The 16,560-nt window shown below is 58.4% G+C and carries 14 protein-coding genes; 1 reads left to right on the top strand and 13 read right to left on the bottom strand.

Annotated elements, in window-relative coordinates; translation table 11 throughout:
* Positions 1 to 676: 676 nt before the first annotated feature.
* Positions 677 to 1,798, top strand: coding sequence for a tyrosine-type recombinase/integrase (locus KDG50_07115; protein MCB1865185.1), 1,122 nt, complete (start codon positions 677 to 679; stop codon positions 1,796 to 1,798).
* A 45-nt stretch (positions 1,799 to 1,843) separates the two neighbouring features.
* On the opposite strand, the gene KDG50_07110 is transcribed toward KDG50_07115, so the two are convergent.
* The 13 genes from KDG50_07110 to KDG50_07050 form a co-directional block, all read right to left on the bottom strand.
* On the bottom strand, positions 1,844 to 2,221 hold the full coding sequence (locus tag KDG50_07110) for a hypothetical protein (GenBank protein MCB1865184.1): 378 nt from the start codon (positions 2,219 to 2,221) through the stop codon (positions 1,844 to 1,846).
* Between the two features lie 17 nt (positions 2,222 to 2,238).
* Entirely contained in the window at positions 2,239 to 2,745 is a 507-nt protein-coding gene (locus tag KDG50_07105; protein ID MCB1865183.1) for a hypothetical protein, read from the bottom strand.
* 348 nt (positions 2,746 to 3,093) lie between these two features.
* The gene (locus KDG50_07100; GenBank protein MCB1865182.1) at positions 3,094 to 3,297 is read right to left on the bottom strand and encodes a hypothetical protein; all 204 of its coding nucleotides are present in this window, start codon (positions 3,295 to 3,297) and stop codon (positions 3,094 to 3,096) included.
* Positions 3,297 to 4,337: a hypothetical protein gene (locus tag KDG50_07095; protein MCB1865181.1), complete on the bottom strand. Its 1,041-nt coding sequence runs from the start codon at positions 4,335 to 4,337 to the stop codon at positions 3,297 to 3,299. The genes KDG50_07100 and KDG50_07095 overlap by 1 nt, the downstream gene beginning before the upstream one ends.
* On the bottom strand, positions 4,337 to 5,728 hold the full coding sequence (locus KDG50_07090) for a hypothetical protein (GenBank protein MCB1865180.1): 1,392 nt from the start codon (positions 5,726 to 5,728) through the stop codon (positions 4,337 to 4,339). Before KDG50_07090 ends, KDG50_07095 begins: the two co-directional genes overlap by 1 nt.
* A complete protein-coding gene (locus tag KDG50_07085) occupies positions 5,725 to 6,243 on the bottom strand; it encodes a hypothetical protein (GenBank protein MCB1865179.1) in 519 nt (172 codons plus the stop codon). The genes KDG50_07090 and KDG50_07085 overlap by 4 nt, the downstream gene beginning before the upstream one ends.
* Complete coding sequence (locus KDG50_07080; protein ID MCB1865178.1) at positions 6,240 to 7,697, bottom strand: hypothetical protein; 1,458 nt, start codon at positions 7,695 to 7,697, stop codon at positions 6,240 to 6,242. Before KDG50_07080 ends, KDG50_07085 begins: the two co-directional genes overlap by 4 nt.
* Complete coding sequence (locus KDG50_07075) at positions 7,690 to 8,226, bottom strand: hypothetical protein (GenBank protein ID MCB1865177.1); 537 nt, start codon at positions 8,224 to 8,226, stop codon at positions 7,690 to 7,692. The genes KDG50_07080 and KDG50_07075 overlap by 8 nt, the downstream gene beginning before the upstream one ends.
* A complete protein-coding gene (locus KDG50_07070) occupies positions 8,223 to 9,386 on the bottom strand; it encodes a hypothetical protein (GenBank protein MCB1865176.1) in 1,164 nt (387 codons plus the stop codon). The genes KDG50_07075 and KDG50_07070 overlap by 4 nt, the downstream gene beginning before the upstream one ends.
* A 5-nt stretch (positions 9,387 to 9,391) precedes the next feature.
* Entirely contained in the window at positions 9,392 to 10,333 is a 942-nt protein-coding gene (locus tag KDG50_07065) for an Ig-like domain-containing protein (GenBank protein MCB1865175.1), read from the bottom strand.
* A gap of 201 nt (positions 10,334 to 10,534) precedes the next feature.
* Positions 10,535 to 15,022, bottom strand: a complete 4,488-nt coding sequence (locus KDG50_07060; GenBank protein MCB1865174.1) for a tape measure protein — start codon at positions 15,020 to 15,022, stop codon at positions 10,535 to 10,537.
* 198 nt (positions 15,023 to 15,220) lie between these two features.
* The gene (locus KDG50_07055) at positions 15,221 to 15,709 is read right to left on the bottom strand and encodes a hypothetical protein (protein ID MCB1865173.1); all 489 of its coding nucleotides are present in this window, start codon (positions 15,707 to 15,709) and stop codon (positions 15,221 to 15,223) included.
* Positions 15,710 to 15,712: 3 nt separating this feature from the next.
* Positions 15,713 to 16,531 (bottom strand): hypothetical protein, encoded by an 819-nt coding sequence (locus KDG50_07050; GenBank protein MCB1865172.1) that lies wholly within the window; start codon positions 16,529 to 16,531, stop codon positions 15,713 to 15,715.
* Positions 16,532 to 16,560: the final 29 nt, after the last annotated feature.

Here is a 16,560-nt window from a genome sequence, read left to right as displayed (position 1 = left end):
GGCACGTTGACTCTTTCTGTTCGGTCGCGTGGAGCGCAGACGCCCTCTGAGATTGAAATGCCACCAGAGGCGCTGGAACAGCTTGCGGCTGACATCATGGAAAAGCTGAATGCTGATGCCGCATAACAGACGTTAATATGCCCGCAGGCAAATATCTCCAGGATATAGAAAGTAACTTTTCGAGGAAGAGCAATGGAACGCAGAAGTCCTTTGAATTACCCTGCGGTGATAACACCGGAGCACGACAAACGCGCTCCTACCGATGGTGGGCCGCTCCACGCAGACGTTGAGGCGGCCTATGCGTACGTGAACTCCGTACTCCCAACGAGCGACTTTACAGATCCGCCGGCATGGCACGGATGGGCAATCCGCGAGGCGTTCCTGGCTGGAATCAGTTACGCAACGACGGACGACCGTAAGAACTAGGGGACAGGTCTGTCCCCAAACCTCCGGAATCCCAGCAACGGCGCACCCTCTGTGTCCTCTTCTGGGCACCAAACCTAAAACCGAGAGAGCCCCGTAGATCCTTGATTTGCGGGGCTTTTTCTTTCCACGCCCTACGATTCTTTGGGGACACTGTCCCCCATTTTAACCCCACTATCTGCGCCTCTTCCCGGTTGACATGCCCCCCGGACGTCCCCAAAACTGTCCCCACACAATCGGTTGGGGACACAGTATGGCATCGTACGAACCTCGCGGCGACTCCGTGCGAGCCGTGGTCAGACTGCCGGGGGGCAAGAAGAAGTCGGCCACCTTCGACACGATGGCCGAGGCCGAGTATTGGGGCGAGGAAATGGAGCGCCGGAAGGCCGTCAACAAGGTAGAAGGCATCCGGGGCGCCTCGATGACGGTCGGCCAGCTCTTCGATGCCTACCTGGTGGCGGTCGCGAGCAAGACCGACTCGGCCAAGTGGAACCACCTACGGATCGTCAAGTGGCTTTCGGACCCGATCGCCGAGCTGAAGCTGGGCAAGGTCATCACCCACGACGTGAACGAATGGATTGAACGGCGCCTCACGACGCCCGACAGCAAAGGGCGCACCGTCAGCCCGGCCACCGTGAACCGCGAACTGAATTTGATGTCGGCCGCCTTCAGCTACGGGATCAAGGATCGCCACTGGCTGATGGTGAACCCATGCTACGGGGCACGCCGTCCGGAACGGGGCCGTCCCCGCAAGCGTCCCCTGCTGTCCCCAAGCGAGATTCGCGCCCTTGAAATCAGCACCGGCCTAGCCTCAGATCCCGAGCTGCGAACCCTGACGGCCAGGGTGGGCGCCTCGTTCCTGCTGGCTCTTGAGACTGGCATGCGCTCGGGCGAGATCCTGCGACTGAGGCCCGCCGACTACTGGCGCGATCGGAAGACCATCCACGTTGCCGCGATCGAGCGAGGCGGGCGCAAGTCCTCGCGCAGCGGTCGAGCCCAGGTCGACCCGAGTCGCAACGTGCCGTTGACCAGGCGGGCGATCAAGGTACTCGACGCCCTGGTTGCCTCGATGCCGGCGGACCAGCTCCCCAAGCCAGGCTTTACCCGGCCACCCTACATCGTGGGTCTTGACGACAGCCAGCGGGACAGCCTTTGGCGCAAGGCCCGCGACATGGCGGGGATCGAAGACTTGCATTACCACGATCTGAAGCACGAGGCGGCGACGCGGCTCGCGAAGCACCTGGACGTGCTCGAACTCTCGTACGCGATTGGAACGAAGGACGTCCGCTTGCTCAGGGACACGTACTACGCTGCTGACGCCTCGCGATCGGCCGCCCTTCTCCCCGAGTCTCTAACACCGATGGAAACCGACTAAACACTGCGAAATTTGAATCGTTTAGTCGGTTTCCGCTGGCGTCCCTTAGATGGGTAGCCAAATTAGGGATCGAAGAAAAAAGCGCACAGCTTCCACTTCGATTAGTGTTACAACGATCGCAATGAGCACGATCACCGCGAGGATCTGCCAGACTGCCGACCCTCGCTGACGATCTCGGGGCTTCCGCAATCCGAGGAACGTGATCGGCGCACTCATCGATATCCGCTGAGTAGTGACCGCTCTCCAGCCAACGGCGATTGCGCCGATGATGATTGCTACTTTCGATGCCGCTTTTTCACCCAGCAGCTCGACAAGCAACCCGTGCTCTTCCGTGAAGTACGTCAGGATCGCCATCGCGAACACCGAAATAAATGTCCGACTGTCCACGATGTGTTTCGCTTGATTTGAATCTTTCGTTCCCATCTTCCTAACCTCCTGTTTCACGACCCGTCGCCCGGCTGGTCTGTGAATCGACGTCCACCAATTTTGGACGCGAGATCGTCACGGCATTTAACGCACTCGCACAATTTTTCATGCGCCTCCCGAAGTGCCTTCATTGTTACATCACGGTCTTGCCTTAGCTGCGCCACTTCAGCGCGCATCGATGCGTGTTCTATCGCGAACTCCGAACGTCGAGCTATACGCTCGTCGTGCAAACGTTTGATTTCATCTTGTAGCTGTTCGACAAGGCCAACTTGAGCCCGCATTAAGCTATCGGACTGCTCGATACCGATCCTGCGCATGGCAGGCACAACCCCGACGATCGCAACCAAAACAGTCCCGATCGCCCCGATCGTCGCAACAAGCACGCCGTCCGAAACGCCAGCAAGTACGGCCCCACCGGCTGCAAAAAACCCACCGAAAGCCGCTTTTAAAAGACTGGCAAAATCAGTTGTCGCGAAGCTTGTCAGCCAGCGATATGTGATCGATGCGGGATCCGATAGCATCAGCTTTCCTTTTCAATACGACGGTTGCGGCGGCCGCTGCTAGTGATGTCGACGCCATTACGAGTGTCGTGATTAGCAACCAAAGGTATGCTTTCCCTCCGACATACAAAGTCACAGCAGCAACAGCGTGTGTAATTCCGCAAACAAAAACAAAAACACCATACATCCATGCCAATTCTCGGGCTATCGCAAGACGTCGACGGAGGGCGTGCGACACAAGCACGATGCCTATCGCAAAGTAGCTTGCGACCGTGATTGCGAGCAATGTGGCCAGGAGCGGGACGTACCACGGGGGCGCGTAGGCGAGGCAGACGGTCCCGTGCGCCGGTAAAAAGCTCCACAAACTGGTCATGTGCAAATACTCACGATCGGCTGTTGTTGTTCGCTTTCAGGGGCCAGCGATTCCATATAGATAACGTCGATCCAGCTCATGGTTACACGTGGGTCTGGCGTTGTGCCGCTCAGCACGTCAACCCACACCTTCGTAACGCGAGGTTTGGGATCGGTCAGACTGATCGCGTCAACCCATACTTTCGTGACGCGCGCAGCCATTATGTCGTCCTCTCGTACTGCACCTGTGCGGCATTAACCGCAGACAACGCCCATGCCGATCCGGTGTTCGGATCTAGTTTTTGATAATCACCGTGATACCCATCGTAGGCCGGCTGAAGCGTTCGCTCGGTTTCTGTGCTGGCAACACCGGAGCTACGCACCCCAATTTTCACTGCCGATGATCCGACGTCGTCGTTTCGAGCAATCATCCCTCCGCAAACAGCCAGGATCGTACTCGGGCTCCCGGTCAAGTCCGCGCAATTGTGCGCATCGATCAGGCCCGTAGAGCCTGCAGAATTGTATGTCGTGTCTCCGTCATGGCCAGACGCTGTGTTCTCGTCGACATTCTGGTAATTCGATCCGGCGCTGGGAGTCCACTGCGCCAAGTCCCCGGCTGCAGTGACGAAGAGGCTTTCGATTTTGAACGAACTTGTCAAATAGTCGTTCAAATCCGAACCTGTGTTGTCGAGTACATACAAATCGTCCCATGCAGCGAAAACAGAACCGTTTGTGTTTCTCATCGCGACATAGGTCGCAACCCCGGTCCCGCCGTTATTGAGATCCGCAGACCCGGAAAACTCAACCGCATTTTCGATTTTCAATTCGTAGGAACCGGAGTCCGCCAGGGTGACTTTCAGTTCAACAAATCGCCAGTCGTTCGCACCCTGTCCGATCGGAAACACGGTAGCCCCCTCGGCAAGCATGGAACCGGCCCCATCGTAAAGACGAATAAGCCCGGTTGAACTCACGAGCCGAAGCGTCAAGTGCGTGATCGCACTTTCACCTACCTCGAAAATCGTCGTTTCTGTCGCACTGCTTCCGCTGTCGATCCGAAAGCCGAAACCAATGATTAGCGTAGTGCTGCCAGGGGAAATATTCTTTCGAATATCGACGGTGCCGCTGGCAAACGCCCTGAAGTAACTTTGCCCGGTACGGGGTTGCGTATTACCGCAATTGACCCCTCCAGCCAGGGAGTCGTAAAACAGTTTTACGTCGTCGGCGTCCTGGAGATTGAACCCGTCGTGCCAAAGCAGTGCCATTACGAAGCCCTCGTCGAATAAATTGAACCGCCGATATCGGACAGCGTTGCATCCTGAGTACCTGGCGCAAAAACTTCCAGGTAATCGCCTGCGCTGCCGTCCAGGGTGATCGCGGACGCCGCAATGAACGTGGCCACAGTACCGGCGGCAGCGAATCGAATCGTGCCTACACTGACCCCGTTTTTTTGAACGTCAAAATCTGTTTGAGCTGTTGCCGCCGTCGACGCTTCAAATCGCGTATTGGTCATTCCCGCAGGGATGGTTGCAGTAATTCCACCAGGGACAGGGTGATACAACAGTCTGGAGTTTGCCGCCGGCTTACCGTTGATGGTCGTTCCCATCACGTACGGTTGTGCCGGCAAAGTTATTGTTATTTGACCGCTGGGATCGTCGTAGCCGACAGTGAGCCCGGCCCCGATCAAAGCTGCGGCCACTACGTCCTGGATCGTTTCCGAAATGTCGGAAATATCACCACTCACAATGTCGACGAAGGTCAAGCCCGAGGCGTCCCCGGCCACCTGGACGAACCGTCCACCCTGGCCCGCGTAGGAACCCGGCGAATCCGTCAGACCAATGAAGCTGGTCGGCGTTGCGGCGTCCGTAACTTCGATGCCGTCCTCGTCGCCGTTGATCATCAGAAGCTTGTAAGCAAGCCCTGTGTAAGCTGCCGGAGTATCGCTCAACGCGAGAAAACTGGTCGGTACGATTGGCGCAAAATCGACGCCATCTTCGGTGGCGTTAACAACCAGTGCGTTGCCCGCTTCGCCTGTGAAGGCCGCCGGGGTGTCCGTCAGCCCGAGGAACGTGCCGCCAGTGGCTCCGACAATGTCGATGAACTCGACAGCATCTTCGGTAACGTTTACCGCCAGAACCTTGCCCCCTTGAGACGTGAAAGCCGCGGGCGTATCGCTCAATCCAAGCAAACTGGATGGGGCGGAAGCCGCGACAAACTCGACCCCGCTTTCGTCGGACTTGACCGCAATTAACTTTGTGCCGTGCCCGCCGTAGTCTGTCGGCGTGTCCCCGAGATTGAGAAAGCCGTTATCGACGAAAACAAGGGCGTCCTCCGTCCCGTTGACTTCAACCCGCTGCCCGGCGTGCGCAGTGAATGCCGCCGGGGTGTCGCTCAATCCAACGAAGGATGATGGGGCCGCGGCATCGGAGAACTGCAAGCCGTCTTCCGTTGCCTTTACCGTGACGACCTTGTTGGCGCTACCGACGTAGCTACCTGGAGCATCGGTCAAGGCAAGGAACTTTCCAGCGGCGGCCACTTGTGCGGCGACAGCGGATTCGAGCGAATTGATCGCCGTTTCGATCGCACTCGCGTTTGAATTGTGCTTTCCGATGTACGCGGTGTCGCCGTTGACGAATCGTTGCAATGCAATAGTCATGCTTTGATCTCAATAAGTATTGATCCGCGATAGATACCGTAAGCGCCATACGGGACGGCCCCGTAACCTCCGGGCAGATCCTGCAGCTCGTCGTATGGGATGACCCTGGTACTCAATCCAATTTCAACCACCGCGCCGATGTCGTACTGAACCGGACCGATGGCGGGCTCGGGCACCGTCACCGGAACCCGTGTGTAGTTGCCAGGCGCGCGACGGGAAAAGCCGACGATCTCGAAACGCCCGCTGTCCGATCGACGCAAGCGCACCGCCGAACCGACATCGGCATACGTCAGCTCGCGCACGCCGGTCGAAATTGGCACATTTCGCAGCGGGACGGCCTCTTCTTCGGCCGTCACGGCATTGCGCCCCACCTGGCCGATGTCGACGTCGCAGGCATAGGTGGCCCCAACCCCGTCCGACACGAGTAAGGCCGGGCGAGAAAGCACCTTTCCGTCGATCTCGCGCACACTGCCGTCGACGACCGCTTGCGAAAGGTAGGTTAATAGCCCGCTCATACCCGGAACCCCTGCAAGGCAAGGACGGCCGGTGCCCCGCGGCTCAAATCGCGGTTGTAGTCGGTCACGTAGAGCCTGGAGCCGTCAGCCAGGGCGACGATATCGCCCTTCTCGATACGCAGATCGTCGACGATCGTGGCATTCCAGGACTGCGGCTCATAGCTGCGATACAGCAGCTCAGATGCGGCCAGTGATTGCGCGTGCTCGCTTGATACGATCAAATCGGATTCGATTTCAACTTCATTTCGAATCCAATCTGGCGAAGCATCGTTGTAAGCTTCGGTCGTGTTGATTTGGTGAATCCACTCGAAAGGTTCACCGTAGATGTCGTAGACCCCACTGCCGATTGACATCATCGTTAAAAACAGAAACACGTCCGCCGTCCCCTCAACAATACGGCCGATCGGAATCGTCGGCCCACCGAAAGGGGGTGCGTAATCCGGAATTTTGTGAGCCGCGAGTTTTGCAACGATTGCGGCCGTTGCCAAGGTTGGCACCCAGGCTTTTGTAGTAACTGTGACTTTCCCGTGCCAGTCGTCGATGATTTCATAATCCTCATCGCCGACTGGCAATAAGCCGCTGTTCACCGACTGAATGATTTCCATGTAAGTGTTTTGCGCGCGCTGCCTGCGATCGTCAGACCAATAAGTGCGTTGCTTTTGATGCTGTTGGAAGAATCCAGCCGTCAGACTCACTGTCGCAAGCTTCTGCGACTGCTGAATCGACTTGGTCATGCTCGGGTCAAGCCATTTGATCCGCATTGCCGTAATCGGGGCCTTCGACCTTGACCCTTGAATCGAAACTACCCGATCCGACCCCAGCTCGACGTCGGCTTCTCGGGTGACGTCGCGGTCCATGAAATGAAAACGCCCGACCGCATCGATCGTCGGATAGGCCAGCAGCGGGAAGAACAACGCTTCCAGCATCCGCCAGGCGTCCATATCGGCAAGCTGTACCCCGGAATGCACTGTACGAACACTGGTGTTCGGCAGACGGACTTGCGTCCCTGTCATGCCAAGGCCCCGCAAGACGTCGCGCACAATCTGCATCACGTCACTTCCAGGGGGGTAGATTTCCGTAGTCCACCGCAGATCCCGCCAGTTTGGCGTGGCGTCGCGCGATCTCGCGGTGATCGACATGCTGCGATTGCCCCGCTGTTCGCGATAGTCCGACACGGATTCGATCTGGCCGTTAAAGCTGACCATGCCGTCGACAACGACCGAAACCAGGTCGCCCGGCTTCGGCTGATTAGCCCCATACAGTTCATTTGAGAACGTCAGGTTGACGGCAAGCTCAGACGAAGAGTGACGGCAAGATGCGGCGAACGGCCCCAGCTCGAAACCACCAGTTGCGGTTTCGGACACGAGGGCGGCCCAAGTCGAACTCGCAAACACCTTGATCGAGACGTTCCGAGCAACGTCTTTCGATGCATACGCGCTGACGTCATCACGCACGATCGAGAATCCTCATTTTCAAAGTGACCGGGTAGCGCAATCGATCCTTGGCACGGGCCAGGTCGTCAAAAGTAACTTGCTGGCCCGAGATCACTTCGACGATTGCGACTTTGAATCCAAGTGATGACGTGTAGCTCGGATACCACTCGATTGCACCATCGGCCGGATCGACCGGGGTCGCCCACATGGCCAGGAACATGCGCAGTTGTTCGGTGCGCATCGAGATCCCGCCTTCGCCGGTCCACAGCTCTTCCACGGTGACATCACGGATGGAGCCAGGCCAAACGGCATTGGTCGCACTCGTCAGGGTCTGCGCAGAACCCCATACCGGCGGGACGACGATATCGCCGTCGAAATTGCGCCAGGCATCGGGCTTGTAGTGGTAATCGTACGTCCCGAGAGTCGGGTGCACGAGGCGCCCCTTGCCAGTGCCAGGGGCAGCAACGGGAATGACGTTGATTTGAACGGACTCGACCGCGGTCGGGGCGTCACCGATTGCCAGGGTTGCCGAGCTGGTAAGAGTTGTCATTCAATCACCGTGCTTGCGTCAGTTGTTACAGTTCCGGTATCCGTGCATTTCATCGAGAACGTCGCGCACCCGTAACCATCGGTCGCTTTCCGGGCCGGCTTGACGCTCGCCTGTCCTGACGACACCTGGTCGATCATTTGCGCCTGTACAAATTCCCCGGCGTCCCCTCGCACTTCAACTAAAAGTGGAACTGTACGCCCTTTTCGTGGAACCGCAAGAGGGATCGGCTTACTCATTCCAACGACAGACGATTGTGGATAGTACGCTTCGACCTTGACGGTAGAAGATCCATCGGCGTTATCTGATGTCCAGATTGCGACGAGAATCCTTCGATAGAAACGATCCCATGCAAATCGAACTCTGCCGTAAGCCTTTTCAAATTGTGTACCAAAGCCAAGCACCCCGAGAACTTCGCCGCTCGCGTAATTAACCAGGGTTAGAATTCCGGTTGTTGAAACTGCGTAGCAGCGCGTGCCGTCTTCGCGGAAAACATCACTGCCTTGCCCGATCACTGGTATCCGACGAATAAAGGCACCGTCAGAAAAACGCCACACGTAAAGACCAGTTTTCACATTACCGTACGGAGATCCGAAATAATAGGGATACCCTACTACCAGATCGTTAGGTTCATCGATAAAGAATAGATAAGGGGCAGGCTGCAATGACGGGTTGTCATCCGGATTTTTCCCCCAAAAGTTATTTTCAATAGAGGCTATCACCGAACCCAACGGCCGATCGAATTTCCGTATTGGCTGCGACAGGCCGTTTGAACTCCAGTAGTTTCCGTCACCCACTGTCGTCATATACCGCATATACAGATAAGCCGGCGAAATTAGGGCATCAATATCGAATGGCAGTTCTTCGTATGAATATGCATCACCCGTGACCCCGTTAAAACGATAGATCACCATTTGATAGCCAGGCCATTCGACAGTCTGAACTTTGGCCTGCAGACAAATGATAACAGGGCTATCTTGACCGCCTTCTGTGAACAACCCCTGAATCCCCCCTTGATTCGAAAACCATAGGGTTTCGTAATACTGACGTGGCGGCGCAATGAGTTCCGGGTGGGAATCCGGAAATGATGCATAAATCCCGGTGCCGAATGGGCGCCGATAATCTCGGTAAGGGATATTTACCGTTTCGAAGACTTTCTTCAAAGGCATCAAAACACCCAGTCTGCTTGAATTTGAATATTGCCGCTCGCCTGAGCCCCGAGTATCAAAGTGGTTTCGGCGGTCCCGTTTTCATTGCTCACGGATTGGGTCGGGTTGATGAAACCCTGGCCAGCAACGATCGACCAATTTACCGGAAACCCTATGCAGGGATCACCATGCGCGCCGGTCAAAGTCGATTGCATGGTGACTGGACGCCCCTTCTCAACGTTCCCGCCTGCAACCGGGTCGGAAGCATTCACAGGCACAACTTCATCGGCCCAAATTCGCATTTCGGTTCGAGTCGGCCCGGTAGCTCTCGAAAAAGTCAACCAGACGCCAAGTCGTTTTGAATAGAAAACGCCATCACTGCAAGTAATTCCGAATTGACGAGTGAATCCGAAAAATGACTTTTCAACCCAATCGTATTCAAAGCCCACCCCGGATTGCCCGGCGATCATCATCGAGTTGCGAAACCTGCCCGGAGTAATCCACCCGTACTGATTCAGATGCACAGGCAACGCGACTTCGCTCACTGCGGCGGCGGCGGTGTGCAGTGGGATGAAGTATAGGGTCTGATTCAGACAGCTCAACCAGCGGTCTTTGACGATCGCGAACGGTCCTTGCCAGTCGACAGGGTACGACACCCCTTGCCCTGCGAAAACGAACGGATCGGCGCTGTCGTATTCAGTGGCGTTTGATAACCATAGCGCGAGCGTCTTATCTGATAGATTGTGAACGATCGCCGCAAACACGTCCCCATGCGAACTGCCACGGTGCCGCGCAACGCCGTCTAGCCCTGCCACCAGGCCCCCAAGGTAACCGTCGACTGTATTTGCCCCGAAAACAAAACCGACCTCGTCGGCCCACATGGTGGCTTTGCTCGACACAGGGACGACAGGCTGACCCTTGTAAGTAAGGGTGATCGGACCGGCCAGTAAACTAAGTGCCATATTCTGCGCTCACGGTCGCGACGTCGCCGGCCGCAGCGGGCGTGAACCTCGCGTACGCACGACCGGCATCGTCGGTGAAATTTGAAATGACATCGAGGGTACCGGGTCCATCGAGGGACCAGGTCACGCCGCGAAACGGCTGTGCCAAAACAACCACCAGGGTGGATGCATCAGCGCGAACTGAGGACGGGAGGGCGATAATCATCGGGTAGCCAGGGAACGGGTAAGCTCACCTTCGAACCAGTCGCGCAGGGTCATGCGCATAGCGTCGGGGTGGAGTTGGACTTGAAGCGGCCCCTGCACGACCGGCTGACCACTTCCGCGCTTCTCCGGAACTGCCCCGATGTTCCGGATGTTCCTCGGGTTGCTTTCCGAAAGGACTTCTTCATTCTTGCGCAGGATTGCCGCGTACTCGTCGGGTCGCAGGCCCACGAATCCGCCCGAGTGATACCGCGGTGCATTCGCAAACAGGGCGGAAGGCACGACCCGAGTACGACTTGGGCCGGCGCCGACGATGCCGCCCGAGTGAAAGACACCGACGCTCGCCAGGCCCGCCTGCCCGATGTCTGAAACAAACGGGATCGACGAACGCTTGAGGGCATTGAAAAAAGCCATTTTGGCAATCGCGACGACGATATCCTTGAAGAACTGTTTGAACAGCCCGATCGTCGATTGGCGGATTGCTTCGAAACCACTCACGACGCCTTTCTGCCCACTCACCACGTCGGCGAAGGCGTCTACCATCTTCTCGATACCTTCGTTCGCAGCGTTTGTCGCCGAGCGGATCGCCACCTTCTCCAGCGTCGTGTACTCGGTCTGCACCGTTCGAGCCCGATTGATGATCGTGTCGAGCCGCGCGATGTAGAGATCCATGTCCTCGGGACTCTTGAAGATCGCGGAATGAGCGATAGCCCATGCCTTCGTAGCCTCGGCGGCAGCAACGATGTTCGGGATCGCTTCGGCGTGAATTCGATTGATCTGCTCGGCCGCCGCCTTGTCGTCGATGAAGCCCGCTTCGAGAGCGGATCGCACCGCTTCGATACGCTCGCGGCGCAGATCGATCAAGTCAATGGCCTGCCCGTCGAGTCGATTCAATTCTTCCTTGGCGAACTTGATCCGCTCGATGTTCTGCAATTCAAGGACGAGGCCGTCCAGGCGATCCCGCTGAAGATCGGCGGGCGTCGTGTCCAGGTCGTTGCGCAACAGGGTTTCCCGGAGATCCGCGATCTTCCGGTAGTTGTCGGCGTACGACTTGGCGACTGCATCTAGTCGCTTGTCCAGCTCGAACTTGCTACGCTTGCCGGCCAGGGCTTCGCCGTCCTCCAACTTGTTTTGCAGCTCTTCTTGCGCACGTACCAAGTCTCGATTGAATTTGTCCGTGATCTGGACCTTCAATTCACCCGTCGACTCGGCCAAGCGCGTCATGAACGCTTTGCCGGTATCCCCACCCACCTTCTCGATCTTGCGCGCCAAAGCGGCATATTGAAGATCCACCGCTTCAAGCTGGTTCGCAAGAGTTTGATTCGAACTCCGGTCGATTTTTGCATCAAGGGTTTCCAGGGAACGGGTAATCTCTTCGATCAAATTCCGGCGAGCGGTGATGTCCTTTTCTGTCGCAGCGGGGGGTTTCCCTCCGGGGGTGATGCCGGGGAACGGGGTCGGCTGGCCAAGCTGGTTGACGGCCCGCTTCGTCGACTTGCCAGCTTCGGAAAGTGACTTTTCAGCATCCGCGAGCATGTCCTTTCGGATGGCCCGGATCTGCGCAAGGTCGCGCTCCATCTGTTTACGCAGCTCGCCGGCCTTGCTCCCCTGAACGTCGAAGCTCACCGTCAACCCGTCGATGATCCGGCCGAGCCCTTCCGCGGCTTCCGTGTTGCCGAGAGCCAGCAGGCCATCGCGGAACGTGCCAAGAATGCCTTTCAGCCCGTTCGATGCAGCCGTCACCATCGTTGCAAACCCGCGGCGAGCGAACTCGCCCAGGTCGGCGAACAGGATTCGTGCACCGTAGCTGATCCGCGTCCAGCCCTCATCGAGCCCCGTCACCAGCAGGACGGCGCCCTTCCGCACGATGGCGAACTGCTCATTTGCCCATGTGCCAATCTGCCAGCCGAGGAACGCCGAACCGATGACCCCGATCGCCCCTTTGACCACGGTCGCCAAGATCGGCCATTGAGCGGAGAACGCCCCGAGTGCACCCCCTGCCTGTACGGCCCACAAACGGAGAGCCTTGAGGCCGGTCACGAGGGTTCCGATCGAACGGATAGTCGTAGCAGCGATGATCGAACCTAGTGCCAGGCCCGCTCCGCCGGCCGCAACTTTCACGGCTTCCAGGTTGTCCAGCAGGAAGATCACCAAGCTACCGAACGCCTCGAACGCCCTTGAAATGTTCTGCGCCGTGCGCTGTCCGTCATCGCTTCGCAGAAACTCGGTCAGCTTGCCGATCGTCTCGGTGTAGGTTTCCAGCCAGCCCGAGTCGGCAATGGCCAGCTTGAAATCAAGAACGGCGTTCGCAAACCGCGCTTGCGCGGCCGACGTGCTGTTGATTGCCGCGGGAAGCTGGGCGCCGACGATCTCGCGGTACTTGAGGGCAATCGCGATGAGCTGATTCGCGGAAACTTCGCCCCGCTCCATCGCCTTATCGAGATTCGGGAACTGGTCCTCAAGTGCCTTTGCGGCCACCTGGAAGGCGCCGAAGAGCCGGTCGCCGAGCTGTCCCCGAAGTTCTTCGGCCTGGATCTTTCCTTTCGAAGTGATCTGCTCGATTGCCTTGAAAACGCCCTGCATGTCGGCGGCGCTAAGATTGGCAACCCGTCCAACTTCGGCGAAGGCTTCCCAAATGTAGCGAATTTCCGTGCGTTTTCGACCGGCCAGGGCGGCGGCGGCAGCGAACTTCGTGTAACCCTGTGCCGCCGTTTCGAACTCAATTCCGATACGGTCTGACTGCGCCTTGACGTAGGCGTATTCGGCGTCGATCGCCTCGCGGTTGTTCCCGACCGACAGGGACAACTGATTCTTGATCCCCTCGCGAGCCGAAGCCGCTTGGATCGCGTCGCCCGCGAGCTGGACGGCGCCGTACAAGCCGACATAGCTTGCCGCAAGAGCCAGGATCTCGCCTCGAATCCGTTGCAACAGGGAAAGGGTCGTCCGACCGCCGTCGCCGAACAAACGAACTTTCTTGCTCGCATCCTCCGTTGCCCGGCCGTACTGATTCACCGCACGCGACAGACTCTCGACCGAAGACGTGGCGGATCGAGCGGCATCGGTCAGACGCTTTTCGGACGCTGCCAGGTTGTTCGTTTCAAGACCGACGTCGGCCAGGGCTTGTCGGCTGGCACGGGCCGCCTCAACCTGTTGACGGAGGGCTTGCCCGGCGACCTTTGCTCGGGCGGATGCGGATGCGAGTTTCGCTGTCGCCTGCTCACCCTCGACGCCACCCTGGCGCACTTGGTCGGCGAACTTGCGCACATCATCGCGAGCCTTGACGTACTCGGCACGAGCGGCGCGCAATGCGGCCACCTGGTTCCGGAATCCGTCGACCAGGGTGGCTTGCTTGCCTAGCTCCCGGCTGACTGCGGCCAGGGCGGTGAATTTGCCGTTGGCTTCCTGAACCGGGCCGTCGATCAAGCGGATGCCGGTCGCGAGCTGGGCCAGCTCTTGCTCGATCCCTTCGATTGAACGGCGCGCACCTTGAGCCGGGTTGACGATGCCGGCGATCGTATCGCGCAGCGATGCCCCCTTGTTGCGCAGATCGTCGGACGCCCTGCCCAGCGTGCCGTAAGCCCGAGCTGCCGTAACGGCTTCGTCCGCGGTCTTCCCGAGGGCATCGGTCTTCGCCAGCTCTTTCTCGATCTTCAACTGCTCTTCAGATCGAGCGATGATGTCGGCTTTCAATTCAGCCAGGGTGCGGGCTCGGGCCGACTCTTCGGCCAGGGCTTGGAACTCGTTCCCTTGCGCTGCCGATCGGGCCTTCCGCTCCGACAGGATGCGGTCGACCTCGGCGGCGTTCTCGGCACGTCGACGCTCGGCGTCCGCGGCTCGATCCTCGGCCTCGGCAAACTGGCGCGCGGTCTTGATTGCGTCCTTCTCGACTTGCTCTTTCTCGCGCAGCGCATCGCGAGCGGACCGCACGTCGGTCGCATAGGTTGCAATGGCTTGCTGGGCAGTGCCGATCGCCACGCCGATCTGCGCCGCGATGTCGCGTACTCGGGTTTCGGCGCCTGCAAGATCGTCGGTCGCGACCCCGGCTTCCCGCAGGGCGGACGCCAGTTTCTCGATATTGCCCTTCTGCCGGTCAAATGCGGTCTGTGCACGCTCTGCGGCGACAGACAGCTTGACGAGCCGATCCTGTTGCTTCTCCGTCACCGAATCGGCGGCGGCGAGCTTCTTCTGGTATTCCTCGTACGCCTTCGCCGTGCGTTCGACCCGTTCGGCCGTTTTTCCGATCGCATCGGACTGCCGCTGGAAACGGCCTATCAGGTCGGCATTCGACGCGAGGCGATCCTGGACCTGTTGGAGCCCGAGCAAAGTAGCTTTGAGATCGTCGATCGACGATTCGCCACGTTTTGCTGCCGCGGCCTGCTCGGTAATGGCAAGTTCGAGATCCCGAATCGACTTCGTGATTGTCGTAAGGTCTTGCTTGCCCTTGAGCTGGGCACGAATTAGAAGTTCGATTTCTTTGCGATCAATCACTTTCGTCAAGCCTCGAAAGTTGCTTTTCTAGTGCCTTGCCGGCGTCCTTTGAGAAAAGGGACGCCAGAACCATTTGCATAGTTACTGCGTCCCTTTTCGCCCGCGCCCCGTGTCGTTGTCGCACGATCCTGGCTTCGGACCAGGCAACAGCGATCGGGTATCGCCTGGCCTCGCAATGTCCTTCGCTCAGCAGTAGGCTTACGTCTCTTCGGAGTCCGATGTAACTGCGAATGACGGGGCTTTCGTAGCCTTCGCCAATCCCTTCGAAATCTTGTCCCGCATCGCCCCTATCGTCGTCGGACTCCCCAGCATAGAGGCGACGATAGTCAGAAACTTTTTTACGCCCCCGACCTCGCTGAAAGTCAGTTCGGCGACGTCCTTGATGACCTGGACCTGCACAGGGAACGGGAGCAATTGAGCTGTCGGCGCCTCGTCAGGTTCACCCGCGGCCAGGGCAATCACATTGGCCACGAAGCCGGGCGCCTCGCGGAAGACCGCAGCGGCCAGGGAGTCGAGATCCCCGCCGTCGATTTCCTCGGCCCGCTCGAAAAGCTGGAACAGGGTTTCCAGGTCTGGAAGGTGGGTGCGCACCAGGACGGCCAAGTCCTCAAGCGAGATCCCCCGAACTTCGAAGGAACCGCCCGAGAACTTGACCCCGCGCGTTTCTGGTTTGAAATCGCGCAGCATGGATTACTCGGCGACCGCGCGACCGTCGATGTAGACCGACTTGATGTTGCTGGCTTTCGTCAGGATCTCGAACTTGAAGCCCATCACCTGCCAGTCGTCGCCCTTCAGGTTGTAGTCGCCGTCCGGAGCGAGCTTGACATAAGGGAAGTAGTAGTCCTTGTTCTCGCCCTTCGGGTTGTTCGCCACGAAACGCAGGGCGCCGTAGATCGAGTCCGAGCTGGAAACGATCTGCTCGCGACTGCCGGCCGCCGTGTCGTAGGTGATCTGCACCAGGGTGCCGGCGGCGTCGATGTCGGTCGACTCGGGCAGCACGTAGAGCCGGCCCAGGACTTCGTCGACCTGCCAGTTGCCCGCGGTCGGCACGTCGGTCGCGAAGCCCACACCCTTGCCGATCGTGACGTTCGAAATCAGACGATCGCCGGTCGGGTTCGCAGCATCGGCGCCGATCTGGTAGAACAGGCCGGGCTTGACCGTGACCTGATAGGTGGTGTCGACGGCCGCGGCTTGGGCAACTGCGGTGACGTCCGAAAGGAAGTACAGGGCGACGTTCTTGGACGCGATGTTGTCGCACTTGAAAGTGCCGGAACGGTTCATCGTGAGCTGGACGGCATCGTCCTTCACCTTGATACCGTCGTCGCTGTCGAAGTGTTCCAGGTTCTCCGAATCGCTGGTCGTGTTGAACTCGGGCGTGTTGCCGAAATACAGCTCGCCCTGGCCGACCGTGTTCGCGTCGATGGTGGCGTTACTGTCGTAGCGATCGAAATACACCCGGCCGCGGCCGAGGACGTAGTTCTTGCCGTTCAGGTCTGCGGTGATACTCATGATTGAAAACTCCTTGTGTTGAATTCAAC

It is taken from the genome of Chromatiales bacterium, from assembly GCA_020445605.1.
In the GTDB taxonomy this organism is placed as follows: Bacteria; Pseudomonadota; Gammaproteobacteria; order JAGRGH01; family JAGRGH01; genus JAGRGH01.
Note: the sequence above shows the minus strand (reverse complement) of the source record. Positions and strands in the feature narration are given on the sequence as shown.